Origin of the sequence: uncultured Holdemanella sp., assembly GCF_958348295.1 — a bacterium.
GTDB lineage: Bacteria > Bacillota_I > Bacilli_A > Erysipelotrichales > Erysipelotrichaceae > Holdemanella.
In genome coordinates this window covers 21800-45010 of sequence record NZ_CATVYQ010000011.1, presented here as the reverse complement: position 1 = coordinate 45010, position 23211 = coordinate 21800, and the positions used below count along the sequence as shown (strand labels likewise).

Sequence of the window (23211 nt, the reverse complement as noted above, 5' to 3'; positions counted from 1 at the left end):
AAATTGTACAAGTCTATTTGACATTAATGATGTCTATATCCTGTTTTATTAAATGCGTCTTTTGCGATAAAAAATGCAGTACCTAAGTACCGCATATAAGCCTATTTTTCAACCCATTTCATCTTAACATCTTTTCCATGATGAGCTAATCCTATATAAATCACTTTTTCTTTTAAATCAAACGAGTAATTTTTAGATTGAATCTGTTCAATTGCTTCATTTGTTAGATTATCAAGATCGGATTCTAAATTTTTAGAAGTATCTTTTAAATATTTAAATTCCAATACAAAAGAAGTAGATTTACTATATTTTGCCTTTAATACAAGGTCAAAACGTCCTTTTCCAGCTTCCCTATTGCTTATAATTTCATAATCTCTAGATAAACATAAACACATCCCAAGCATCATCATATGATAGCTATTTTCATTCTTTAAATCATGATAACTAGGTAACATTAAGATGTTTTTATATTCTTTGATAAATTCATCCGGTTGTTCTTGAATCAAGAAACGTAATAGTCGATTTAATTGTCCTTCATTTAAGGAAAGATAATATTCAGTTAAATTTCTAAACTCTCTATTCACTTCCTGATTTGGAATTCGAATGCGATAGAAGCTATCCGTAATATCAATGGCTTTATCTATTGTTAAATATCCCGCATTCACAAATAATCCCCATAAATTTGGAGTGCTTTTCACTTCATAGAAGCTTGTTTGCGTATTGACTTGTGTATCTAAATATCCATTTTTGATTAAATCTTCATATTGATCTTTGTAATCTAAATCTGCATTCTTGATATTCTCTTTAATCATTGTATTTGCACTTGTATTGATCCAATATGGAATTAATTCTTTCTTTTGAGCGTAATTTAATATAGACCAAGGATTATATATATCAATACTTCCGATTTTGTATCCGTCATACATAGATTTAACATCATCATTTAAAGTTAAACCATACGTATTTAACAATTGATTAACTTCATCTGTATTAAACCCAAAATACTCACTATAAGCAGTATCGAGTACTGAATTCACATCTAAATTATTCAGATCACTAAAAATATTTTCTTTCGCAACTCTTTGAATTCCAGTAAGTAGTGCATATTTTAAACAATCCGATGTTTTTAAAGAATTATGAAGTAAACCTGATAATCCACCTCGTAATTCTTCATAGCAGTCATTCACGTGAGCTTCAATAAAAGGTGTATCGTATTCATCTATGAAAACCATGACTTGTTTATTATAGTAAGCATAGAGTCTTTCCATCAAGAATGATAATGCATCATTGATTCCACTTAAATTATTACTGTGAAAATCCATTAAATTAGATTCAATATAATCATGTTCTTTTTGATCGTATTTATTTAAATTTTTAAAAACATATTCATATTTTGCCCATTCGCTTAGAATTTGTTTTTTTATAGTTGTGATAATAGATTCTCTATCTCTTTTCGCATTCGCAAATGAAATAAAAATAGTAGGATATCGATTCATTTCGTTTATATAGTCAGAATTCATGATCACTGTATTTTCAAATATATATTTAGAATCTTTTGTCACATCAAAAAAAGAAGCCATCATAGACATGTTTAGAGTCTTTCCAAAACGCCTAGGACGCGTAATCAATGTGACTTTGCTTTTTCTTTCTAAAAATTCCTGAATCATATTGGTCTTATCAACAAAATAATAGTTATTATTTCTGAGTTCTTCAAAATTTGAAATGCCAATTGGAATTGCCTTCATCTATATCACCACCTATATAATTATATCAGAAATACGAAAAGACAGGAAAAAATTCCTGTCTTACTTTGTTTCAATACCTAATTCTTTTAATTGTGCTGCGTCTACTGGGCTTGGTGCCTGTGCCATTAAATCCGATGCACTTGCTGTTTTAGGGAATGCCACTACATCACGAATGTTATCTGTACCGGCTAGAATCATAGTCAAACGTTCTAGACCGATACCTACACCTCCATGAGGTGGAGTACCATATTGGAATGCATCCATAAACCAGCTGAATTTTTCATGCGCTTCTTCTAAAGTCATACCGATGGCTTCAAATACTTTTTCTTGAAGTTTTTGATCATGAATACGAATTGATCCAGATAATAACTCATAACCATTTAATACCAAGTCATAAGCTCTAGAATAACAATGTGCTGGATCGGACATCAATTTATCCACATCTTCTAAGTTAGGTGAAGTAAATGGGTGGTGAGCCGCTACATAACGATTTTCATTTTCATCATATTCAAACATTGGGAAATCTGTAACCCATAAGAATTCATATGCATCTTTGTTGATTAAATCTAAATCGTGACCTAATTTCACACGCAATGCACCTAAAGATGTTTGAGCCACTTTCTTTTTATCCGCTACAAAGAATACAATATCGTTTTCTTCAATATTTAACATCGTACGCAATGCTTCTTTTTCTGCATCAGATAATACTTTTGTGACACTACCCGCAAAACCTTCAGAAGTTAATTTTAAGTTGGCAAGGGCTTTTGCACCATACACCTTTACATAATCTTGTAGTTTATCTAATTGTTTTCTTGAGAACTTGTCAGCTCCATTTTTAACATTCATAGCTTGAATGATGCCACCTTCATTTAAACAGTTTTCAAACACCTTGAATTCAGTATTTGCGAAGACTTCACTAACATTGCATAAAGGCATGTCAAAGCGTAAATCTGGTTTATCTGAACCATATTTTTCCATACAAGTATCGTAAGGAATACGTTTAAATTTTGGTAAATCAATACCTTTGATATCTTTGAAGATTTCTTTCATTAATCCTTCTGTCATTGACCAAATGTCTTCTTCATCCACAAAACTCATTTCAATATCGATCTGTGAGAATTCAGGTTGACGATCCGCACGTAAATCTTCATCTCTAAAACAACGTGCAATCTGGAAATAACGATCCATTCCACCAACCATCAATAGCTGTTTATATAATTGAGGAGATTGTGGAAGTGCATAGAATTCACCTTTACTAATACGACTAGGCACTAAATAGTCACGTGCTCCTTCTGGTGTAGAACGACATAAAATTGGTGTTTCAACTTCAGTAAATCCATATTTAGCTAAATAGTTACGAACTAATAAGGTAATACGGTTTCTTAAAATCAAATTCTTTTGAAGAACTGGTCTTCTTAAATCCAAATAACGATATTTTAAACGCGTATCCTCTAATGCATCTGTTTCATCTGCAATGATCATAGGTGTCGTAATGGCAGTATTCACAATTTTTACTTCACTAACTACAACTTCAATTTCACCAGTTTCAAGTTTAGGATTTTTGTCTTTTCTTTCTACAACAGTACCCTTTACTTGAAGTACATATTCATTACGTACCTCACTAATTTGTTCTGCAACATCTTCATTGAATACTAACTGAGTAATTCCATAGCGATCTCTTAAATCGATAAAGACTAAAGCTCCAAAATTTCTACGTTTACTTACCCATCCACATAATGTGACTTCCTGATTTACATTTGTTAAACGCAATTCACCATTGTTGTGTGTTCTATACATTCTTATTCTCCTTCATGTTCGTGATGATGATGACTTTCTTCTTCTAATAAAGAGTCAACATAAGGTATCAAATCATTGACATCAATTGCTTCTTGTTCTTTATGCGCAATATTTTTTATCGTAACTTTCTTTTCTTCCAATTCGGATTTTCCAATCAAAATTGCAAGTTTAGCCTTAGCACGATCAACCGCTTTGAATTGTGCTTTAAAGCTTCTGTCCATCATATCCATATCGCAACGATATCCATAAGCTCTAAGTTCAGTCAACACTTCAAATGCATATGTTCTAGCTTCTTTATCAAGACACATTACATAAGCATCTAATGCAGGTTTTTGTTCTAATTCAACCCCTTCAGCTTCTAATGCAATCAATAAACGCTCCATACCTAAGGCCCATCCAATACCACTCATGCCTTCTGGACCACCAAAGTATGAAATCAATCCATCATAACGTCCACCAGCTAAAACCGTAGATTGTGCTCCCATTTCTTTATTCATAGATACAATTTCAAATACTGTGTGTGTATAGTAGTCTAATCCACGCACTAATTTATCATCTACTTCATAAGGAATTTCTAGTTTATCTAACAATTCACATACTGTATTGAAATATTCTTGACTTGCTTCATTTAAATAATCTGACATCTTAGGTGCATTTTTCATGCATTCATGATCATGATCGACTTTACAATCTAAAATACGTAGTGGGTTTTGTTCGTAACGACGTTTACAATCGCCACACAATTCATCTACATATGGTGCAAAATATTCTTTCAATGCACTTCGATAATTTGCACGAGACTCATCGTCACCTAATGTATTTAAACATACTTTAATATCATTTAATCCTAATGTTTTAAGAATTGAGAAAGCAAGTACAATAGTTTCAACATCGACATATGGACTTTTAACGCCTAATGCCTCAACACCAAATTGATTAAAGATACGCATTCTTCCTTTTTGAGGACGTTCATGTCTTGACATAGGTCCCATATAATAAAATTTTGCAGGAAGATCTGGATTTGCGAACATCTTGTTTTCAACAAAGCTACGAACTACACCAGCTGTACCTTCTGGACGTAATGTTAATGATGTTTTTGAGTTTTCAAGTTTAAAAGTATACATTTCTTTGTTTACCATATCACTTGAATCGTTTTCTCTTTTGAAGACTTCTGTATGTTCAAAAATTGGTGTACGAATCTCATCATAATTGTACATGTAACAAAAGCTTCTTAATGTTTGTTCAAGAGCTTGCCATTTGTAAGATTCTATTCCAAATACATCCTGACAACCTCTAGGAATTTGATATGCCATGCGTTTTCCTCCTTTAAATAAACAAAAAAACGCCCTGATATAAGGACGTTTTAAACGCGGTACCACCTTATTTTATACGTAAAGTATACATCTCAAGTCTTAACGCGACCAACGGTTGGTTTTTGTCCAACTCCTCCAAAGTGTCCCAATAAGTATTCTACGAAAATTTTCACCAACCATTTTCTCTCTACAGTATATCCTTATCTTCTTCTTTTTCTTAGGAATAAACTATTCAGCTTCATCTAAATTTGAAACGTTATGATATACATTTTGTACATCGTCTACTTCATCTAGTAAAGTTACTAAACGTTTGAATAAAGTTAAATCTTCACCGTGAAGTTCAACTTCTTCGTTTGGAATCATCTTATCTTCTAAAACTTCAAATTTAACATCAGGAATCAATTTTTCAATAACAACTTTTGCGTCATCCAATTGAGTTGGATCTACAGTGATTGTCATATATCCTTCTTCGATTTCAATGTCATTTAATTCGATTTCTGCATCTAATAATGCATCCATCATAGCTTCTTCATTATCATATTGAATAACGATTACACCTAAGTGTTCATATCCAAATGATACAGATCCACCAACACCTAATTTAGAGTGTGATTTATTAAAACAAGCTCTTAAGTTAGCAATAGTACGGTTAGCATTATCAGTTAAACAATCAATGATGATTGTAGATCCTGCACCCTGTCCAAATCCTTCATAACGTGCACTTGAATAACTTTCATCTGCACTACTTTTTGCCTTTTCGATAGCACGTTTGATTACGTCAGCAGGCACGTTGTTTGCCTTTGCACGATCAATTGCTTTCTTTAAAGTTTGGTTCATATCTGGATTTGGGTCACCGTTTTTTGCAGCAACTAAAATCTCTTTAGAATATCTAGAATAAATTTTTGCCTTCGCATTGGCAGTTTTCTGCATTGCAGCAGCACGTACCTCAAAATGTCTTCCCATAGATTTATCACCTTTCAATATATTTTTACAGTTTATTATTATAACAGTCTAAACCAAATTATTCAACCTTGGCATAACGTTCAATGATCTTTTGAACCAATGGATTTCGGACTACATCACTATTTTCTAAATGAATAATTGAAATACCATCAATATGATCCAAGATTGTACAAGCCTGCATCAAGCCCGAATCCTTTTTCTTGATCAAATCAATTTGTGTAACATCTCCTGTTACAACCATCTTACAATTTTTACCCATTCGCGTTAAAAACATCTTCATTTGAGCACATGTCGCATTTTGAGCTTCATCTAAAATCACAACAGCATCATTCAATGTTCTTCCACGCATAAATGCTAAAGGCGCAATTTCAATCACTTGTTTTTCAACGTATTTTTCAACCGTTTCTAATCCAAGCATTTCATTTAGCGCATCATATAAAGGTCTCAAATAAGGGTCTACCTTTTCCTTCATATCACCTGGTAAAAAACCAAGTGACTCTCCTGCTTCAACCGCAGGACGCGTAAGAATGATTTTTTCAACACGCTCACTTTTTAGCATATTTACAGCATAAGCAACAGCTAAATATGTTTTTCCTGTACCCGCCACTCCTGTAGCAAATACAACTTCATTATGACGCATCGCATCACATAAAATGGCTTGTCCAATTGTTTTTGGATAAATCATCTTACCTGTCTTTGTTTTACATACAGCTTGTAGCTGATGTGCTTTAAAGTCTTTTAAACGATTCTTAAAAGCTAGTGAACAAATATAATTAACATCTTGATAGTTTAAACGATGTTGCGTATCAATAATTGAAAAGCAAGCATCAATGACTTCTTCTACTTTTTTAGTATCTAAAGAATCATTGACTTCAACCTTGATTTTTTGATCACGAATCATAAAAATAGACTTAAAGCATTTATTCAACATTTCCAAATTTGAATCTTGAAATCCTGCAAAAATCTGGATTTCCTCAAATGTTCTGTCGGAACAATCAAATTCTAAAAAAGACACAAATTTCCTCCTCAAGAAAAAAATCTGCATTAAAAATGCAGATTATTTACCTCTACGTGCTTTACGTGCAGCTTCAGATTTTAACTTTCTGCGTACACCTGGTTTTACGTAAAATTCTCTTTTGCGCGCCTCAGCAAGGGTGCCATTACGAGAAACCTGACGTTTAAATCTTCTTAAAGCGTCATCAAGTCCTTCGTTTTCTTTAAGAACTACTTTTGGCATATTCACAAACCTCCCTTCCCAAGATTAGCAAAAACATTATATCAAAAATTTCATATAATGCAAGCAAATTTATAAATTTTTAGGCTAAACTTGCCTGAATACACTCTTTAGCCGCTACATTATCACCAATCCAAGGAGCTCTTCCATTTTCGCGATAGATAAAGCTTTCATCTCCTTTACCAAGAAGTAAAACCGTATCTCCTTCTTGAGCAGAGCTAATTGCCTGATGAATAGCTTCATAACGATCTTGTACAAATACATGTGGAGTGTCCTTGATTCCAGACTTAATTTGTTCTGCAATTTCTTTTGGATCTTCATCACGAGGATCATCCTCAGTAACAATAATGTAGTCACAATATTTATCAGCTAATTCGCCAAATACTTTACGCTTATGTACATCACGCTTTCCTGCAGAACCAAATACCGCAATCAAACGATGACCTGGCATTGTGATGCTTCTTCCAAATTGCATCATCTTTTCCATTCCATCTGGAGTATGTGCAAAATCAACAATTACATTATATGATTGACCACAATCAACTCGTTCCATGCGACCTTCTACCTGGGCAATATGAGAACATTTTTCAATAATTTTTTCTAGTTCATAACCCGTTTCATTTAATGCAGCTACTGCAGCAAGTAAATTATAAACATTGAAATTACCAACTAAATTTGTCTTTACTGGATACATGTGACCTGAATAAACCAAATCAAATTGTGTACCACTAGAACTCATCTTAATGTTAATTGCACGATAATCTGCCTCTTTATTTACACCATAAGATATAACACGAGCTTTTGAACATTCCTTTAATGCTTCATATTTATCATCATCTTTATTCAATACAGAAACACCATTTTCTTTTACAAGATTTTTAAACAATAAACTCTTCGCTTCAAAATAGTTTTCCATGGTTCCATGAAAATCCAAATGATCATATGTTAAATTTGTAAAGATTGCACAATCAAATGAAATACCATCTACTCGATGTTGAGCTAATCCATGGCTTGAAACCTCTAATGCACAAGCTTTCATTCCAACACGAACCATATCGGCAAGCTTTGATTGCAGAAATAAAGCGTCTGGAGTTGTTAAATTTGGTTGTAATTCAATATCTCCATATTTAATCGCAATCGTGCCAATATAACCACAAGGTGTTTTATCATTGATAATATCACGAATAATATTTGTGATTGTTGATTTTCCATTTGTACCTGTTACACCATACATTGTCATTTTATCACTTGGTTTTGCATAGAAAATACGAGCAACTTTATTCATTGCATCATTAACATCTTCTACACGAATATAGATTGCACCAGGTGCCATATTCAATAATTCTTTAGAATGAACAATACATACGGCTCCATTTTTAATTGCAGAATAAATAAAGTCATGCCCATCATTAGTTAATCCTGGCAAGCAAAAATAAATGTTTCCAGGTCGAACAGTTCTAGAATCAAAACTTAATCCAGTAATATTTACAGTCGGTGCATTTTTAAATAGTTTGCTTAAACGCATACTCAATCCTTCTTTCCGTAGTACGTACCATCTTCAATACGATCCCATTCGAATGTGATTCTACCACTAATCTCTTTTTCACTCAATATTTTACAAGGATGATATTGATTTGTATAACCTGTGTAATAACCATCTTGTTTTCTTTCAATCAAAACTTGTACAGGATTAAAACGCTTCATATCTTTTTCTCTACATTGATTGGAAAGCTCAAGTAATCTTGATACACGTGCTTTCGCAATTTTTCCATTAATTTCACCTTTTAAAGTACTAGCCTTTGTACCATTTCTCTTACTATACGGGAATACATGGAAGAAACTTAATTCTAAATCTTTTAGATTTTTATATGTTGTTTCAAATTCCTCGTCACTTTCTTGTACAAACCCTGCAATTACATCCGTAGAAATCGAAATATCAGGAATACAAGATCGAATATAATTAATTTTTTCTTTAAACTGCTCAATCGTATATGGTCGATTCATACGTTCGAGTGTTTCATTACAAGCAGATTGTACAGGAATATGTAAATGATGACACATACGAGGATTTTCTTTCATTAACGCAATCAATTCATCGCTGACTTCCGTAATTTCAATACTTGAAATACGATAATACACATATTCAGGTGTATTTTCTAACAAAGCTTTCATTAATTTAGCCAAATCATATTCTCCATCAAAATAACGACCTGTATGAATACCTGTTAAAACAATTTCAGTATGTCCTTTGTCGCATAGATCTTTTGCGATTTGAATAACCTCAACATGGTTTAAACTACGCTCTCTTCCACGCGCAAAAGGAATGGCACAATAAGAACAGAATTGATTACATCCATCTTGTACTTTTAAGAAAGCTCGATGCATTGATTCAAAACAATGTACAGGCATAGCTTCAAAGTCTTTGAATTGTGTAACTTCATTTACCACATCAATCTTTTTGTGTTCTTTCAATGCTTTTTGAATTAGATTAACTAATTCATTTTTTTGTTTGGCCCCAATCACAAGATCTGCATCCAATGCTTTTCTTTCATCTTCATTTGCAAACTGTACAAAGCAGCCTACGACAACACATAACGCGTTCGGATTCATTCTTTTGGCATAATGAATCTTTTGACGAGACTTACTTGCCGCTGTATTTGTTACGGTACATGTATTGATGATACAAATATCACAAGCTTCATCTGGCGATACTTGTTCATATCCTAATTCTTCTAATTGACCTGCATAATATTGCGATTCATATGCATTTACTTTACATCCAAGTGTTATAATTGAAAATTTCATTTATCTTATCCTTCCACATGATTCTGATATTCAATTGCACTCAATACATAACAAGCAGCCGTTTCTGCTCGCAAAATATTTTTTCCTAAAGAACAATTGTCATACCCAAAGTCATTTAATATTTGAATTTCACTTTCTTCAAATCCACCCTCAGGTCCAATACATACAGTAATGGATTGGGGATCGTCTTTTAAATAGTGAGCCATATGTTTTGAAGCATCACTTTCCTTTTCATAAGCCACTAGATTACATTCACTCTTAAAATTTGAAAGATCCTTTAATGATGTGACTGGCTCTAATTCAACCAATGTATTGCGGTTACATTGTTTTGTTGCCGCAAGTAAAATTTCATTCCAGCGAACAAGCTTCTTTTCTGCCTTTTTTTCATCTAACTTTACTATTGTATTCTTCGATACAAAAGGAACGATTTTACTTACACCAAGTTCACATGCCTTTTGAAGCATCCATTCAAATTTATCCTGTTTGATCAAAGCGCAACATAATGTAATAGATTGATTTTCTTTAAAAACATCTACTTTTGAATCAATCACTAGATTTGGCTTATTTTCAACATGCCCAAAGAACACCCCAGAATTTTTTGTAATGATTCGAATTTTTTCTTTTTGTGTCGTGCGAAGCACATCAAATATATGGTGAGCTTGTTTTGTGTCTAAACAAATCACATCATTCACCGAAATACTTTGATCTAAATAAACTTGTTTCATTATTTATTTTCGCCTTCCATAGCCAAACGATTCAATTGTTTGATTTCATATGGTTTTAAGCGACGATATTCTCCAGCTCTTAAATCCTTTACATCTAAAAACGCGAATTTAACTCTGTGCAAACGACGAACTTCATGACCTAATGCTAACATCATGTTCTTTACCTGGTGATTTTTACCTTCAGAAATTGTAAGTTCAAACTGTGTACGATTACGCGTTAAATCTTTTTGAAGTACAAATACTTTGGCTGGTTGATACTTTTCGCTTTTTGTCTTTAAACCTTTTCTTAATTGTTTAATATCTTCTTCAGTTAAAATGCCTTGAAGATTTACAACATATGTTTTTTCTAAATGATATCGAGGATGAATCATATGATTACAGAATTCACCATCATTCGTAAGTAATAAAACTCCCGAAGTATCATAATCCAATCGTCCTACAGAGAAGATTCTTTCATTTTTTGGCATATAGTCTAATACTGTTTTTCTTCCCTTGTCATCACTGCTTGTACATAAGCATCCTTTCGGTTTATTCATAATGTAGTACACTTTTTCTTCTTTTGAAATCATATTTCCATTGACTTCGATTATATCTTGATTTGATACTTTTGTACCTAATACATCACATACTTCACCATTAACTTTTACTTTACCATCTAAAATCAATTCCTCAGCTTTTCTTCTTGAACAAATACCTGCTTGCGCAATTACTTTTTGTAATCTTTCCATTGTTTATTCTCCTATTCTTCAAATAATTCTTCATTGTTGTTTTTGGTTTGAGGTAATTCCGGCAATTCTTTAAGGTCTTCTAATTGAAAGGCATCCAAGAATTCATCGGTTACACGATATAATAAAGGTTTCCCTATCGCATCTAAGCGATCTTTTGCTTCTATTAAGCCACGAGCCACCAATTTTTTCAACATCATTTCACAGTTCACGCCACGAATCTCTTCGATTTCAACACGTGTAATTGGTTGCTTATAAGCAATGATAGCCAAAGTTTCCATGGCAGCTTGGGAAAGCGTGGGTTGTTTATATTCTTCAAACAATTGTTTTCCATAAGGATATACAAATTCTTTTGTGACAAACTTGAAGCGATTCGCATATTCAACAAGCTCGATTCCTTTTGAATTACTTGCATATTCTTCTTTTAGTGTGCCAAGTAAAACACGTATATCATCCATATCTAAATTTTGTAAACCATGCATCATTTGTTCCATGGTCAAACCTTCTTCTCCGCTTAAAAACAGAAGGCCTTCTAATATTGCTTTCGCATTATCCATATTTATATATCCTCTCTTGCAACCCAGATCATCTGAGTTTCATCAATGGAATAAGTCATCCATTTATCATGTATTAAATCGAGTATTGATAGAAAAGTTACGATTACCATATGAAGATTTGTACAGTCAGCACATAAATCTTTAAATGAAATCGAACCCATAAGATGTTTCATTCTATCTTTAATTTGAACTGCTCTTTCTTCAATTGATAATTCTTTAATTGTTACCTTTGTTTCATATGGCTGTAAAAGTTCCATACGAACAATGCAATGGCGCATGGCCTTCATTAAATCATAAGGCGATTGAGTTTCTAAAGTATCACTTTCAATGGGAATTTTCCATTCTTCAACTAGACTGGATACTGGACGTGAAAAATGCAGTTGTCTTTGATCATAATCTTCTTTAAGTGCAAGACTTACTTCCTTATATCGTTGATACTCTAATAAACGAGCTACCAATTGATCACGTTGATCTTCTTCATATTCTTCTTCTACTTCAACGGTTTCTCTTGGTAAAAGCTTTTTTGACTTATATGCGATAAGACTTGCAAGTTCTGACAAATATTCACTGGCAACTTCTAAATGCATATTTTGCATAGCATGAATATAATCAATATATTGTGTTGCTAAAACATTCATATCCAAGTCAAAAAGATCCAATTTATTTTCTTTGATTAAATGCAGCATTAAATCCAAAGGACCTTCAAACTGATCTAATGTTATTAAAAAATCCATATTATCACCCATAGTATTCATTATAACAAATTTTAAAAGTCTTTTCATCTGTTAAGACAAATGTTAGAATATCTAAGCAGGAGGTATGTCATGCGTAGAGCCATTCTCTTTTTAATTTTCGCATTATTTTTGGCCATGGTCATTCAGCCAAATCTAAATAAACAAATCAAAGAAAAATCAGAAATAGATGTTCCTGAACAAACCGATTCCACAATTATCACAAATGATAATGTATCAAATTCCCGTTGTAAATCAAAAGCCATTATATGTATTGATGCTAGTCATGGTGGTAGTGATAGTGGATATACAAGTGATGGACATATCAGTGAAAAAGAGCTTAATTTAACAATAGCCAAAAAAATTGGAGATAGTCTTGCTCATGTTGGATACAATGTTGTATACACACGTAGTGATGATTCTACACTTTCTACAGAAGAGAGAATAACTTCTTTGAATTCTCAAAAAGCAAATTATTTAATTTCGATTCAAATGAATTCTAGTTCCGATTCCCTATCGAAAGGATATTCGATTTTTACACAACCAAATGATAAGATGATTCAACTAGCCAAGGATCTTTCAAATACTATGAATTCCATCAACCTATCTCAATTTGAAGGTATCGATTCAGATCATTATGAAAATTTCCCGATTCTGTATGATAGCCAAATTCCATCCATTCTTTTAGAACTTGGTTATTTAAGCAATAGTGATGACTATACACAATTAACTGATGAAACTTACCAACAAAAAATTGCGGATGCGATTACACAAAGCTTTTTAGACAAAATCAATTAACACTCTTAGGAGTGTTTTTTTGTGTTATAATCAAGAAAAAAAGAGGTATTACATGAAAGAGAAGTTGATTTATAAGGGAATTATTTTTGATTTAGTTCAAAAAGACGTAAAAATCAAAGATAAAATATTTAAACGAGATATCATTCGTCATCCAGGTGGTGTAGGTGTCATTTGTATCATTGACGATAAAATCTTATTAGTAAGACAAGAGCGTCCCGCAATTGGAAAAGAAACACTTGAAATTCCGGCTGGTAAATTAGAATATGGTGAAAATCCAATGGAATGTGGACTTCGTGAATTGAATGAAGAAACAGGTATGGCTTGTGATAAATTAGAACTATTGCTAAGTTTTGTTTCAACACCTGGCTTTTGTGATGAAAGAATTTGGATCTATAAAGCCATCAATCCAAGAATTGCAGATGTGAAGCTTAGTTTAGATGAAGATGAAGAAATTGATACTTTATGGCTTGATTTAGAAACGGCTTATGAGTATACGAGAAATGGAAAAATCGATGATGGAAAGACTGTTATTGCGATTAGTCAAATGATGGCAGAAAGGAATTAAGATTATGAATTTTGTGGTGATTTCACCCAACTATCCAGAAAGTTACTGGATGTTTTGTAGGGGATTAAAAGAAAATGGAGCTACAGTATTGGCTATTGTAGATACGCCCTATAATCAGTTAAAGGAAGAATTAAAAACATATTGTGATGAGATATATGTAGTAAAAAGCTTTCATGATTATGAAGAAATGATAAAGGCATGTGGTTATTTTACTTTTAAATATGGAAAAATTGATTGGATTGAATCGAACAATGAAGCTTGGCTAGATTTAGATGCGCATCTTCGTGATGATTTTAATGTAAAAACAGGTTTTTCATTAGAAAGAATTGAAGAACTTCAATCGAAGTCACAAATGAAAAAATATTATAAAGAAGCCAATGTACCTGTTGCCGATTACACCTTGTTACATACTTTAAAAGATGGCTTGGAGTTTGCCAAAAAAGTTGGTTATCCGTTAGTTATGAAACCTGATCATGGTGTAGGTGCAAGTATGACTTACAAAATCATGAATGCAGAACAATTAGAATCTGTTTATATGCAGACAAAAGATCATGTTATGATTCTTGAACAATATATCGATGGAAATGTCTTTACTTTAGATGGTATTTGTGATGAAAATGGAGATATTCGTTATTTAAATAGTTTAGAATATGTCGGTAACTGCATGGATTCTGTGCTTTATCAACAAAGTATTGGCTGTTATACAACACTTGAAATCAGCGATGAATATCGTGACATTGTACAAAGAACGATTTATGCTTTTAAAATCAAGAATCGTTTCTTCCATTGTGAATTCTTCCGATTGAATCATGATATTAAAGGCCTTGGAGAAAAAGGTCGTGTCTTTGGCTTAGAAGTAAATTTCAGACCTCCAGGAGGATTCTGTCCAGATTTAATGAATTATGCAGGTGAACTTGATGTGTATCGTTTATGGGCTGAAATTATTTTGAAACAAAGAGCTTCCTACTCAAAACTTAGAAGATATTCAGCTGGTTTTGTGGGAAGAAGAAATTCCATTAAATATCGTTTTACAGTCAAAGAAATCCAAGAGATGTTTAAAGAAGAATTGATTGAAGTCTTGTATCTTCCTGAAGCTATTGCGGCCGCCATGGGTGATGTGGCAATCGTTGCTAAATTTACAAGTCCTTCAAGACGTGAAGAATTCTTTAAAACTGCATTATTAAGAAGGGATCGATTATGATAGTTGAAAAAGAGCTTTTTATGACAAAGCTCAATGAAAAAAGAAAAATATTTATCTATTTACCAAAAGACTATGATTTAACGAATAAACAATATCCTGTTTTATATACTTTTGATGGGCACAATCTCTTTTTAGATGAATATGCAACATATGGTAAAGCTATCCATATTCAAGAACATATTGAAAAACTAGGACTAGATCTAATCGTGGTTGGACAAGAATGTTCGCATACTGGAAACAATCGCCTAAAGGAATATGCACCCTACTCATTTTATGATCCAGAATACGGATCTTTTGAAGGCCAAGGTGATCTTACAATGCACTTTTTCATACATGAATTAAAACCTTTTATCGATGAAAACTATAGAACTAAAAGAACAAGAAAGAATACATTCATTGGTGGAAGCAGTTGTGGTGGTTTAATGTCTTTATATGCTTCCTATGCATATTCAAGTATTTATTCTAAGGCAATCGTTGTATCTCCTTATATCTTAGAAAGTATGGATGCGATATTGAATGATATAAACCATCAAAATATCCAAAAAAACACATCTATCTACCTATCTTGGGGTTCAAACGAAACAAGTTTGATGCATGAATTTGTTTGGCAAACAAAAGCTTGTACAAGTGTTGGTAACGCTTTATCAAAAAAAGGAGTTAAAGTCTTTTATAATGTCATTCCCGATGGAAGACATTGTGAAGAAGACTGGGAAAAAGAATGTGATACATTCCTTCCCTTTTTATTTCAATGAATCGAAATGTAGTCATTCAAAAGTTGAATTCTAATTCCAAACGCAAGATTGTAATCAGTGACATTCATGGAAATTTAGATCTTTATATTAAACTATTGAATAAGATCAAGTATCATCCAAATAAAGATTGTTTAATCCTTTTAGGTGACTTGATTGAAAAAGGTCCTAAAAATCTAGAAACACTTCATTACATAATGCTTCAAACAAAAACAGAAGATGTGCATTGTATTATGGGAAATTGTGACTTTATTGCGAAAAATGTTCTTTATTCATATCGTTTGGATTTTTTAAAACATGTTCTTAGTTTTCGTAAAGAAAGTTTAATTCATGAAATGGCAAAAAGTTTAAATATCGAAATCACTCAAAATAGTAATATGTCTGATGTTTGTCAGATTTTGAGAAAACATTACCTGGATGAACTATGCTTCTTAAATGATCTACCCCATGTATTAGAAGATGAAAAACATATCTATGTACATGCTGGCATTGAGAGTAATGAGAATTATGGAACAGACTTTAAACAAGTCATGACACATGCCTTCTTTTTAGAAACAAATTCTATATTTAAAAAGAATGTAGTCGTTGGCCATATGCCTGTAACAGAGTATTGTACTCACATCGCATCTTTTGATCCAATCTATGATGCAAAGCATAATATTTATAGTATTGATGGTGGTAATATGGTTAAATATGGCGGTCAATTAAATGCATTGATATTTGAAGAAAATAAAGTAGAAATGGATCGTTGTGATTTACTTTCCGAAAGAAAAGTGATTCATGATGTAAATTATCATACACAAATTCCCTTTTTTATTACATTTAATCATGGAGAAATTAAAGTTCTGGAAAAAAATTATCTTCAATCAAAGGTATATTGCCCATACAATCATAGAACCTTTTGGGTTGAAAATGAATTTGTGACAAAAGATTTAAAGGCGTATGATTATACAAATTATGAAATTCCATTAAAAAAAGGCGATACCGTAAAAGAGGTATTCGCCTATCAAGATAAAGTTCAAATTAAAAAGAATGGTATACTTGGCTGGACCTATCGTTCTAACCTAGAATAGTACTATTCTTTTTTTCGATGGCTTGTTCTAAGTAAGTAAATAGTTCGTTTACTTCATCTTCACTTGTGTGCCAACTCGTTACAAAACGAATAACATAATGATCATCGCATTTTTCCCAAATCTCAAAATCAATGTTTTCACTTAAGAATTGGTATTGTTCTTTTGTGACATTCACAAAGATTTGATTTGTATCACTCTTCATAAATAAAGCATACCCTAATTCTTGAAGTCTTGATTGGATTTTTTGTGCTAAAACAACTGAATGTTTTGCGTATTTAAAGAAAGCATCATGCTCAAATAAACCTAAAAATTGAATACCAAGTAACCAACCTTTCGCAAGCATTGCGCCATTTTGTTTCATCACAAAACGGAAGTATGGTTTCAACTCGGGATTCGAGATTACAACAGCTTCTCCTATTAAAGCTCCATTTTTGGTACCTCCAATATAGAACACATCGCAAATATTGGCTAGATCATTTAAGGTATAATCCACTGTCGATAAAGCTACACCTAGTCTTGCACCATCCATCATTAAATATAAACCTAATTCATCACACACAGCACGAATTTCTTTTAATTCAGCCAATGTATAGACAGTTCCATATTCAGTGGCATTTGAAATATATACCATCTTTGGATATACCATGTGTTCATACGAAAGCATATGTGCATCAAAGACTTTGCGAATATCATTAGGATTGATCTTTCCTGCATAATTGTTTACCGGAATCACTTTATGTCCTACAGCTTCAATCGCTCCAGTTTCATGAGTTGCGATATGTCCTGTATCACAACTGATGACAGCTTCAAAAGGTTTTAAACAAGCTTTGATGATGGTTTGATTTGTAATGGTACCACCCACAATAAAGTGAACATCTACATCATAATCTGGAATATGTTTCTTTATGGCTTCTTTTGCGCTTTGACAAATTTCATCCATACCATATCCTGTAAAAGAATGGCCATTTGTAGTGTTCATATATTCCATGATTTCAGGAATACATCCTTGACCATAATCATTTCTAAAAAATAACATTTTAATCAACTCCTAGAACCATTGTAACATAAAAACAGGTCATATGACCTGTTTTAGTTTTTTATTCTTCTTTTAATCCCATGACTTCATCTGTGAATAGACGAGCATCCATAAGTTTTAAATCTTCAGCGATATATGGTTTGAATTCCATTTGGTCTAATACATCTTTTTGTAAATCTACACCTGGAGCAATTTCAATCAATGTTAATTTACCATCAATTAACTTAAATACAGCACGTTCAGTGATATACAAGACTTTTTGACCAGTTTCATTCGCATAATCCGCTGAGAATGTAACTTGTTCAATGTGATTTTTAAATTTCTTGATTTGCCCTTCTTGAACAATCGTCAATTTACCATTACCAACAGTTTCTTTTAAACCTTTAGCTGTAAATGTTCCACAATAAACAACGACTGGTGAAGTTTGTGTAATATTGATAAATCCACCACATCCTGCAATTTTTGGTCCAAAACGAGAAACATTGATGTCACCTTTTGCATCACATTCTGCAAGTCCTAAGAAAGCTTGATCTAATCCACCACCATCATAGAAATCAAACTGATATGTCTGGTCAATGATTGCATCTGGGTTTGTACATGCACCAAAGGCAGTTCCGTTCATTGGAACTCCACCGATTCCTCCAGCTTCTACAGTCATCTTAAGTCCTGGAAGACCTTCTTCGTTGGCAACATTTGCGATACCTTCTGGCATACCAATTCCTAAGTTGATAACAGCCGATGGATCCAATTCCATGGCAGCACGACGACATACAACTTTACGAGCATTTAATGGCATTGGTTCTATTGAATCCACAGGTACACGAATTTCACCACAGAATGATGGGTTATATGGATCTGAATAAGTTTGCCAATGGTTTTCAGGTTGTGCAACTACGATAGCATCTACATAAATACCTGGAATCTTAACATCCATAGGTTTTAATGATCCACGTTCTACAATTTTTTCAACCTGAAGAATTACTTTACCACCACTGTTTTTAACAGCTTGGGCAATACTGATTGAATCTAGAGTCGCTGCTTCTTTACACATTGAGCAGTTTCCATCTTCATCCGCATATGTACCACGAATTAAAGCAATATCCAATGGGAATGATTTATAACGTAACCATTCTTCTCCATCCATATTGATTAATTCAACTAAGTCTTCTTTAGTGCGCTCATTCATTTTCGCACCTTCTAGACGTGGGTCAATAAATGTTTTCAAACCAATTTTAGTGATAACGCCTGGACGGTGTCCTGCGATTTCACGGAACATCAAACTGATGGTTCCAAGTGGTAAGTTATAGCCTTCTACTTTGTTTTCAAAAACTAATTTTTGGAAAGTAGGAATCAATCCCCAGTGACCACCAATGATTCTTTTTAACAATCCTTCATGACCCATATGATTCAAGCCAAGATCTGGTGTTCCATCACCTACACCGGCAGAGAACATAACTGTTAAATCTCTAGGATGTCCTGTTTCTAAGAAACTCTTTTCGATGGCAACACTTAGTTCTTGAGGGTGACCCATTCCAATAAATCCACCAACACCAATTTTATCACCATCTTTGATCATGCTGATGGCTTCTTGGGCTGACATTACTTTTGACATTTAAATCATCCTTTCAAATTCATTATTTATTTTTAAATTCTTTTTCTTTTACTTTGTTTACGAAGCATTCCATACCATAAGTTTGATCTTCTGTTGCGAAGCAATCAGAGAAATCTTCAACTTCGATAGCGATAGCTGAATCCATATCTGTTTGAAGTCCAGCATTGATTGCCTTTTTAGCTTGAGCAACAGCAATTGGAGCGTTCTTGCAGATTCCGTTAGCCATCTTTAATGCAGTTGCCATTAAGTCTTCTTGAGGAACAACGGCATTTACTAATCCAATAGCCAATGCTTTATCTGCTTTGATGTTACGAGCTGTAAAGATCATTTCTTTAGCAATTCCAGCAGGTACTAAACGAGCTAAACGTTGAGTTCCACCAAAACCTGGAGTAATTCCTAATCCTACTTCTGGTTGTCCAAATACAGCATTTTCAGCTGCGATACGAATATCACAAGCCATGCTTAATTCGCATCCTCCACCTAAAGCAAAACCATTAACTGCAGCAATTACTGGACAGTGTAAAGTTTCGATTTGACGGAAGATCTTGTTTCCATAAGCTCCATATTCAGCAGCTTCTTCTACAGTTTTGTCTTTCATTTCAGCAATATCTGCACCAGCAACGAAAGATTTGCTTCCAGCACCTGTGATAACTACACAATAAGTGTCTTTATCAGCTTCAACAGTGTTTACTGCTTCTTCTAAATCGTTTAATACAGCTGTTGATAATGCATTTAACGCTTTTTCACGATTGATTGTGATAATTGAAACGTGACCTTGTTTTTCTAATAATACGTTTTCCATGATTTTTCTCCTCTAATATTTAAATAAAAAGTGAAACAACGAGTGTTTCACTTTAGTTATTTCACTAGTTGTAGCTGTAGAATCCTTGTTTAGTTTTTTGACCTAATTTTCCAGCACGAACCATTTTCTTTAATAATGTACATGGACGATATTTTGAATCTCCAGTTTCAGAATATAATACTTCCATTACATCTAAAACGATGTCCAATCCAATTAAGTCACCCAAAGCCAATGGTCCCATTGGGTGGTTAGCTCCAAGTTTCATAGCTGTATCGATATCTTCAACACTAGCCAATCCTTCCTGGTAAATGAAGCAAGCTTCATTGATCATTGGAATCAAGATACGGTTAACAACAAATCCAGGTCCTTCAGCAACTTCTACTGGAGTTTTTCCTAATGATTTAGAGCATTCAATGATAGCTTCTTTAGTTTCAACTGGAGTATTTTCGCCAGAGATAACTTCAACTAATTTCATACGATCAGCTGGGTTAAAGAAGTGCATACCGATAACGTTGTGTTTGATTCCGTTAGCAATTTCAGTAACACTTAAACTTGAAGTGTTTGTTCCAAAAATGCAGTCTTCTTTACAGATTTCATCTAAAGTCTTAAATAAGTCTTTTTTAATTTCCATTTTTTCAAGAACAGCTTCTACGATCAAATCGCAATCAGCTAAATCTTTGTATTCACCAGCAGTTAAGTTAGCTTTGATACCTTCTGCTTTTTCAGCAGTAATTTTTTCACGAGATACTAGTTTATCTAATTTAGCACCAATTTTGTTGATTCCATTTTGTGCCCATTCGATTTTAATATCACATACAGTTACATTGTATCCAGCTGTAGCAAATGCATTGGCAATACCTTGCCCCATTGTTCCAGCACCAATAACACCTACATTTTTCATTTTAAATATGCTCCTTTTTATTATTCAGCTTTTGCAGCTTTAATTGATTCTACTAATAAAGGTAATACAGTTGCACAATCTCCAACGAATCCCATGTTAGAAATATTGAAGATTTCTGCTTGAGGATCACGGTTGATAGAGATGATCAAGTCTGATTTATCCATACCAGCACAGTGTTGTACAGCTCCAGAAATACCGCAAGCGATATATAATGAAGGACGTACAGTCTTACCTGTTTGACCTACCTGACGATCTTTGTCTAAGAATCCATCTTCAACAACGGCACGTGTACAGCAAACTACACCACCTAATTCGTCAGCAACTTTTTGAACTACATCTAAGCAGTTTTCAGCACCACGACCAGCACCTACTAAGATATTAGCTTTAGTAATATCTACATCTGCTTTTACTTTTTCAATTACTTTTTCTACAAATACTTGAGGATCTGTAGTTGTCCATGATGGAGTAAATTCTTCAACTTCTCCAGTACGAGTTGTATCTACTGGAGCCAATTCGAATACTTTTGGTCTGATTGTAGCCATTTGTGGACGAGTGTCTTTACATACGATTGTACCGAATAAGTTACCACCGAATGTTGGACGAGTTACGTCTAATAATGATTCACCAGTTTCTTTAGCATATTCTAAGTCAACTTCAATTTTAGTAGCATCTGCAGTTAAACCAACATTTAAACGAGCAGCTACACGTGGTGCTAAGTCACGTCCTAAAGGAGTTGCACCAGTTAACATTGAATCTGGTTTGTGAGCTAAAACAACTTGTGTTAAAGCATCTGCATAGAATTGAGTTGAATAATCTTTTAATAAAGCATCATCAACAACGATTACTTTATCAGCTCCATGACTAATAACTTCTTGAGCTTTTTCTTTTACATTTTCTCCAAGCAATACACCAACTACTTTGTATCCAAATTCAGGAATAGAAGCAACTAGTTTTCTTGCTTCTGAAATAAGTTCATAACTTACTTCTGCAATGTTTCCGTTTTCTTGTTCAACGAAAACGAAGATATCTTTATATTCTTCAAATCGAGCCATTCTACTTCATCCTCCCTACTTTGTAATGATTTGCTTTTCTTTCAAAGTCTTAGCAATCATATCTGCAGTTTCCTGCTCAGACAATGTGAATACTTCTGTTTTGTCAGTAACATCTTTTGTGAAAGTAGTTTTAACGGATGTAGGAGAACCTTTGAAACCAACTGTTTCAGGATCGATTCCTAATTCAGCATTTGTTAAAACTTCAATCTTGTCTTCTTTACATAAGTCAACGATGTTGTCACATTGCATGTAACGAGGTTTGTTCATTCCAGATAATGTTGTGATAACACATGGCAACTTAGCAGTTACGATTTGTTCAACATCTTCTAATGAACGTTTAACAGTAATTGAATCTTCTTTTACTTCTAAGATTTCATCTACATAAGTAACTTGAGGAATATCCAAACGTTCTGCAGTTTGAGGTCCTACCTGAGCAGTATCACCATCGATAGCTTGACGACCAGCAATAACTAAGTCGAATCCTACTTTTTTCAAAGCAGCAGCTAAAGCAATACTTGTAGCACATGTATCAGATCCACCTAATACACGGTCTGTTAATAAAACACCTTTGTCAGCACCCATAGCAACGCCTTCTTTTAACATTTCAGCAGCTTTAGGTAATCCCATTGTCATTACAACAACTTCAGTGTCAGGGTTTTTGTCTTTTAATTCCAATGCAGCTTCCAAACCAGCTAAATCATCAGGGTTTGTGATTGCAGGAACACCGTCACGAATTAACGCACCAGTTTTTTTATCAACTGTGATTTCAGTTGAATCCGGAACTTGTTTTTCTAAAACAACGATTTTCATTTTCAACACCAATTCCT

23 protein-coding genes and 1 other annotated feature are annotated in these 23211 nt (G+C 33.4%); of the genes, 5 read left to right on the top strand and 18 right to left on the bottom strand.

Annotated features, from left to right (window positions below; translation table 11 throughout):
* Positions 1–101: 101 nt before the first annotated feature.
* The 12 genes from Q3907_RS03515 to Q3907_RS03460 all read right to left on the bottom strand — a co-directional run bounded on the left by Q3907_RS03515 (position 102) and on the right by Q3907_RS03460 (position 12598).
* Positions 102–1745, bottom strand: a complete 1644-nt coding sequence (locus Q3907_RS03515; protein WP_301897257.1) for an AAA family ATPase — start codon at positions 1743–1745, stop codon at positions 102–104.
* A gap of 60 nt (positions 1746–1805) precedes the next feature.
* Positions 1806–3542 carry an aspartate--tRNA ligase gene (gene aspS / locus Q3907_RS03510; RefSeq protein ID WP_301897256.1) on the bottom strand — a complete coding sequence of 579 codons (1737 nt, stop codon included), beginning with the start codon at positions 3540–3542 and terminating at the stop codon, positions 1806–1808.
* Between the two features lie 2 nt (positions 3543–3544).
* Positions 3545–4855, bottom strand: coding sequence for a histidine--tRNA ligase (gene hisS, locus Q3907_RS03505; protein ID WP_295647050.1), 1311 nt, complete (start codon positions 4853–4855; stop codon positions 3545–3547).
* A 38-nt stretch (positions 4856–4893) separates the two neighbouring features.
* Positions 4894–5083, bottom strand: a binding site (T-box leader).
* On the bottom strand, positions 5084–5818 hold the full coding sequence (locus Q3907_RS03500; RefSeq protein ID WP_295647047.1) for a YebC/PmpR family DNA-binding transcriptional regulator: 735 nt from the start codon (positions 5816–5818) through the stop codon (positions 5084–5086). It abuts the feature before it with no gap.
* Between the two features lie 58 nt (positions 5819–5876).
* Positions 5877–6863: a PhoH family protein gene (locus Q3907_RS03495; RefSeq protein WP_301897254.1), complete on the bottom strand. Its 987-nt coding sequence runs from the start codon at positions 6861–6863 to the stop codon at positions 5877–5879.
* Positions 6864–6875: 12 nt separating this feature from the next.
* Positions 6876–7055 (bottom strand): 30S ribosomal protein S21, encoded by a 180-nt coding sequence (gene rpsU / locus Q3907_RS03490; protein WP_003865021.1) that lies wholly within the window; start codon positions 7053–7055, stop codon positions 6876–6878.
* Positions 7056–7134: 79 nt separating this feature from the next.
* Positions 7135–8577 carry a UDP-N-acetylmuramoyl-L-alanyl-D-glutamate--2,6-diaminopimelate ligase gene (locus Q3907_RS03485; RefSeq protein WP_301897253.1) on the bottom strand — a complete coding sequence of 481 codons (1443 nt, stop codon included), beginning with the start codon at positions 8575–8577 and terminating at the stop codon, positions 7135–7137.
* Positions 8578–8579: 2 nt separating this feature from the next.
* A complete protein-coding gene (mtaB, locus tag Q3907_RS03480; RefSeq protein ID WP_301897252.1) occupies positions 8580–9857 on the bottom strand; it encodes a tRNA (N(6)-L-threonylcarbamoyladenosine(37)-C(2))-methylthiotransferase MtaB in 1278 nt (425 codons plus the stop codon).
* Between the two features lie 5 nt (positions 9858–9862).
* Complete coding sequence (locus tag Q3907_RS03475) at positions 9863–10582, bottom strand: 16S rRNA (uracil(1498)-N(3))-methyltransferase (RefSeq protein ID WP_301897251.1); 720 nt, start codon at positions 10580–10582, stop codon at positions 9863–9865.
* Positions 10582–11310 (bottom strand): pseudouridine synthase, encoded by a 729-nt coding sequence (locus Q3907_RS03470; RefSeq protein ID WP_295562814.1) that lies wholly within the window; start codon positions 11308–11310, stop codon positions 10582–10584. Before Q3907_RS03470 ends, Q3907_RS03475 begins: the two co-directional genes overlap by 1 nt.
* Before the next feature lie 11 nt (positions 11311–11321).
* Positions 11322–11864 carry an SMC-Scp complex subunit ScpB gene (gene scpB / locus Q3907_RS03465; protein ID WP_295644978.1) on the bottom strand — a complete coding sequence of 181 codons (543 nt, stop codon included), beginning with the start codon at positions 11862–11864 and terminating at the stop codon, positions 11322–11324.
* Between the two features lie 2 nt (positions 11865–11866).
* The gene (locus Q3907_RS03460; protein WP_295644975.1) at positions 11867–12598 is read right to left on the bottom strand and encodes a ScpA family protein; all 732 of its coding nucleotides are present in this window, start codon (positions 12596–12598) and stop codon (positions 11867–11869) included.
* Positions 12599–12688: 90 nt separating this feature from the next.
* Between Q3907_RS03460 and Q3907_RS03455 the strand changes: the two genes are divergently transcribed.
* From Q3907_RS03455 to Q3907_RS03435, 5 genes are read left to right on the top strand one after another with little or no spacing between them, the layout of a single operon-like run.
* Positions 12689–13393: an N-acetylmuramoyl-L-alanine amidase gene (locus Q3907_RS03455; protein WP_295644972.1), complete on the top strand. Its 705-nt coding sequence runs from the start codon at positions 12689–12691 to the stop codon at positions 13391–13393.
* A gap of 52 nt (positions 13394–13445) precedes the next feature.
* Positions 13446–13958 carry an NUDIX hydrolase gene (locus Q3907_RS03450; RefSeq protein WP_295644969.1) on the top strand — a complete coding sequence of 171 codons (513 nt, stop codon included), beginning with the start codon at positions 13446–13448 and terminating at the stop codon, positions 13956–13958.
* Positions 13959–13962: 4 nt separating this feature from the next.
* Positions 13963–15159, top strand: coding sequence for an acetyl-CoA carboxylase biotin carboxylase subunit family protein (locus Q3907_RS03445; protein ID WP_301897249.1), 1197 nt, complete (start codon positions 13963–13965; stop codon positions 15157–15159).
* Positions 15156–15911, top strand: a complete 756-nt coding sequence (locus tag Q3907_RS03440; RefSeq protein ID WP_301897248.1) for an alpha/beta hydrolase — start codon at positions 15156–15158, stop codon at positions 15909–15911. Before Q3907_RS03445 ends, Q3907_RS03440 begins: the two co-directional genes overlap by 4 nt.
* Positions 15908–16981, top strand: a complete 1074-nt coding sequence (locus tag Q3907_RS03435) for a metallophosphoesterase (RefSeq protein WP_301897245.1) — start codon at positions 15908–15910, stop codon at positions 16979–16981. The genes Q3907_RS03440 and Q3907_RS03435 overlap by 4 nt, the downstream gene beginning before the upstream one ends.
* Here Q3907_RS03435 and Q3907_RS03430 read toward each other — a convergent pair.
* The 6 genes from Q3907_RS03430 to Q3907_RS03405 all read right to left on the bottom strand — a co-directional run bounded on the left by Q3907_RS03430 (position 16968) and on the right by Q3907_RS03405 (position 23194).
* On the bottom strand, positions 16968–18017 hold the full coding sequence (locus Q3907_RS03430) for a low specificity L-threonine aldolase (RefSeq protein WP_301897244.1): 1050 nt from the start codon (positions 18015–18017) through the stop codon (positions 16968–16970). The two genes, Q3907_RS03435 and Q3907_RS03430, sit on opposite strands and share 14 nt — an antisense overlap.
* Positions 18018–18078: 61 nt before the next feature.
* Positions 18079–19629: an acyl CoA:acetate/3-ketoacid CoA transferase gene (locus Q3907_RS03425; RefSeq protein ID WP_295644956.1), complete on the bottom strand. Its 1551-nt coding sequence runs from the start codon at positions 19627–19629 to the stop codon at positions 18079–18081.
* Between the two features lie 22 nt (positions 19630–19651).
* Complete coding sequence (locus Q3907_RS03420; protein ID WP_301897243.1) at positions 19652–20431, bottom strand: enoyl-CoA hydratase-related protein; 780 nt, start codon at positions 20429–20431, stop codon at positions 19652–19654.
* 64 nt (positions 20432–20495) lie between these two features.
* Positions 20496–21332, bottom strand: a complete 837-nt coding sequence (locus Q3907_RS03415; protein ID WP_295561662.1) for a 3-hydroxyacyl-CoA dehydrogenase family protein — start codon at positions 21330–21332, stop codon at positions 20496–20498.
* Between the two features lie 20 nt (positions 21333–21352).
* A complete protein-coding gene (locus Q3907_RS03410) occupies positions 21353–22384 on the bottom strand; it encodes an electron transfer flavoprotein subunit alpha/FixB family protein (RefSeq protein WP_301897242.1) in 1032 nt (343 codons plus the stop codon).
* 15 nt (positions 22385–22399) lie between these two features.
* Positions 22400–23194, bottom strand: a complete 795-nt coding sequence (locus Q3907_RS03405) for an electron transfer flavoprotein subunit beta/FixA family protein (protein WP_003865003.1) — start codon at positions 23192–23194, stop codon at positions 22400–22402.
* Between the last annotated feature and the right edge of the window lie 17 nt (positions 23195–23211).

Excerpts from the sequence above, each read along its gene's own strand:
- Q3907_RS03515 (WP_301897257.1), bottom strand. The coding sequence starts at position 1,745 with ATGAAGGCAATTCCAATTGGCATTTCAAATTTTGAAGAACTCAGAAAT.
- aspS (WP_301897256.1), bottom strand. The coding sequence starts at position 3,542 with ATGTATAGAACACACAACAATGGTGAATTGCGTTTAACAAATGTAAAT.
- hisS (WP_295647050.1), bottom strand. The coding sequence starts at position 4,855 with ATGGCATATCAAATTCCTAGAGGTTGTCAGGATGTATTTGGAATAGAA.
- Q3907_RS03500 (WP_295647047.1), bottom strand. The coding sequence starts at position 5,818 with ATGGGAAGACATTTTGAGGTACGTGCTGCTGCAATGCAGAAAACTGCC.
- Q3907_RS03495 (WP_301897254.1), bottom strand. The coding sequence starts at position 6,863 with ATGCAGATTTTTTTCTTGAGGAGGAAATTTGTGTCTTTTTTAGAATTT.
- rpsU (WP_003865021.1), bottom strand. The coding sequence starts at position 7,055 with ATGCCAAAAGTAGTTCTTAAAGAAAACGAAGGACTTGATGACGCTTTA.
- Q3907_RS03485 (WP_301897253.1), bottom strand. The coding sequence starts at position 8,577 with ATGCGTTTAAGCAAACTATTTAAAAATGCACCGACTGTAAATATTACT.
- mtaB (WP_301897252.1), bottom strand. The coding sequence starts at position 9,857 with ATGAAATTTTCAATTATAACACTTGGATGTAAAGTAAATGCATATGAA.
- Q3907_RS03475 (WP_301897251.1), bottom strand. The coding sequence starts at position 10,582 with ATGAAACAAGTTTATTTAGATCAAAGTATTTCGGTGAATGATGTGATT.
- Q3907_RS03470 (WP_295562814.1), bottom strand. The coding sequence starts at position 11,310 with ATGGAAAGATTACAAAAAGTAATTGCGCAAGCAGGTATTTGTTCAAGA.
- scpB (WP_295644978.1), bottom strand. The coding sequence starts at position 11,864 with ATGGATAATGCGAAAGCAATATTAGAAGGCCTTCTGTTTTTAAGCGGA.
- Q3907_RS03460 (WP_295644975.1), bottom strand. The coding sequence starts at position 12,598 with ATGGATTTTTTAATAACATTAGATCAGTTTGAAGGTCCTTTGGATTTA.
- Q3907_RS03455 (WP_295644972.1), top strand. The coding sequence starts at position 12,689 with ATGCGTAGAGCCATTCTCTTTTTAATTTTCGCATTATTTTTGGCCATG.
- Q3907_RS03450 (WP_295644969.1), top strand. The coding sequence starts at position 13,446 with ATGAAAGAGAAGTTGATTTATAAGGGAATTATTTTTGATTTAGTTCAA.
- Q3907_RS03445 (WP_301897249.1), top strand. The coding sequence starts at position 13,963 with ATGAATTTTGTGGTGATTTCACCCAACTATCCAGAAAGTTACTGGATG.
- Q3907_RS03440 (WP_301897248.1), top strand. The coding sequence starts at position 15,156 with ATGATAGTTGAAAAAGAGCTTTTTATGACAAAGCTCAATGAAAAAAGA.
- Q3907_RS03435 (WP_301897245.1), top strand. The coding sequence starts at position 15,908 with ATGAATCGAAATGTAGTCATTCAAAAGTTGAATTCTAATTCCAAACGC.
- Q3907_RS03430 (WP_301897244.1), bottom strand. The coding sequence starts at position 18,017 with ATGTTATTTTTTAGAAATGATTATGGTCAAGGATGTATTCCTGAAATC.
- Q3907_RS03425 (WP_295644956.1), bottom strand. The coding sequence starts at position 19,629 with ATGTCAAAAGTAATGTCAGCCCAAGAAGCCATCAGCATGATCAAAGAT.
- Q3907_RS03420 (WP_301897243.1), bottom strand. The coding sequence starts at position 20,431 with ATGGAAAACGTATTATTAGAAAAACAAGGTCACGTTTCAATTATCACA.
- Q3907_RS03415 (WP_295561662.1), bottom strand. The coding sequence starts at position 21,332 with ATGAAAAATGTAGGTGTTATTGGTGCTGGAACAATGGGGCAAGGTATT.
- Q3907_RS03410 (WP_301897242.1), bottom strand. The coding sequence starts at position 22,384 with ATGGCTCGATTTGAAGAATATAAAGATATCTTCGTTTTCGTTGAACAA.
- Q3907_RS03405 (WP_003865003.1), bottom strand. The coding sequence starts at position 23,194 with ATGAAAATCGTTGTTTTAGAAAAACAAGTTCCGGATTCAACTGAAATC.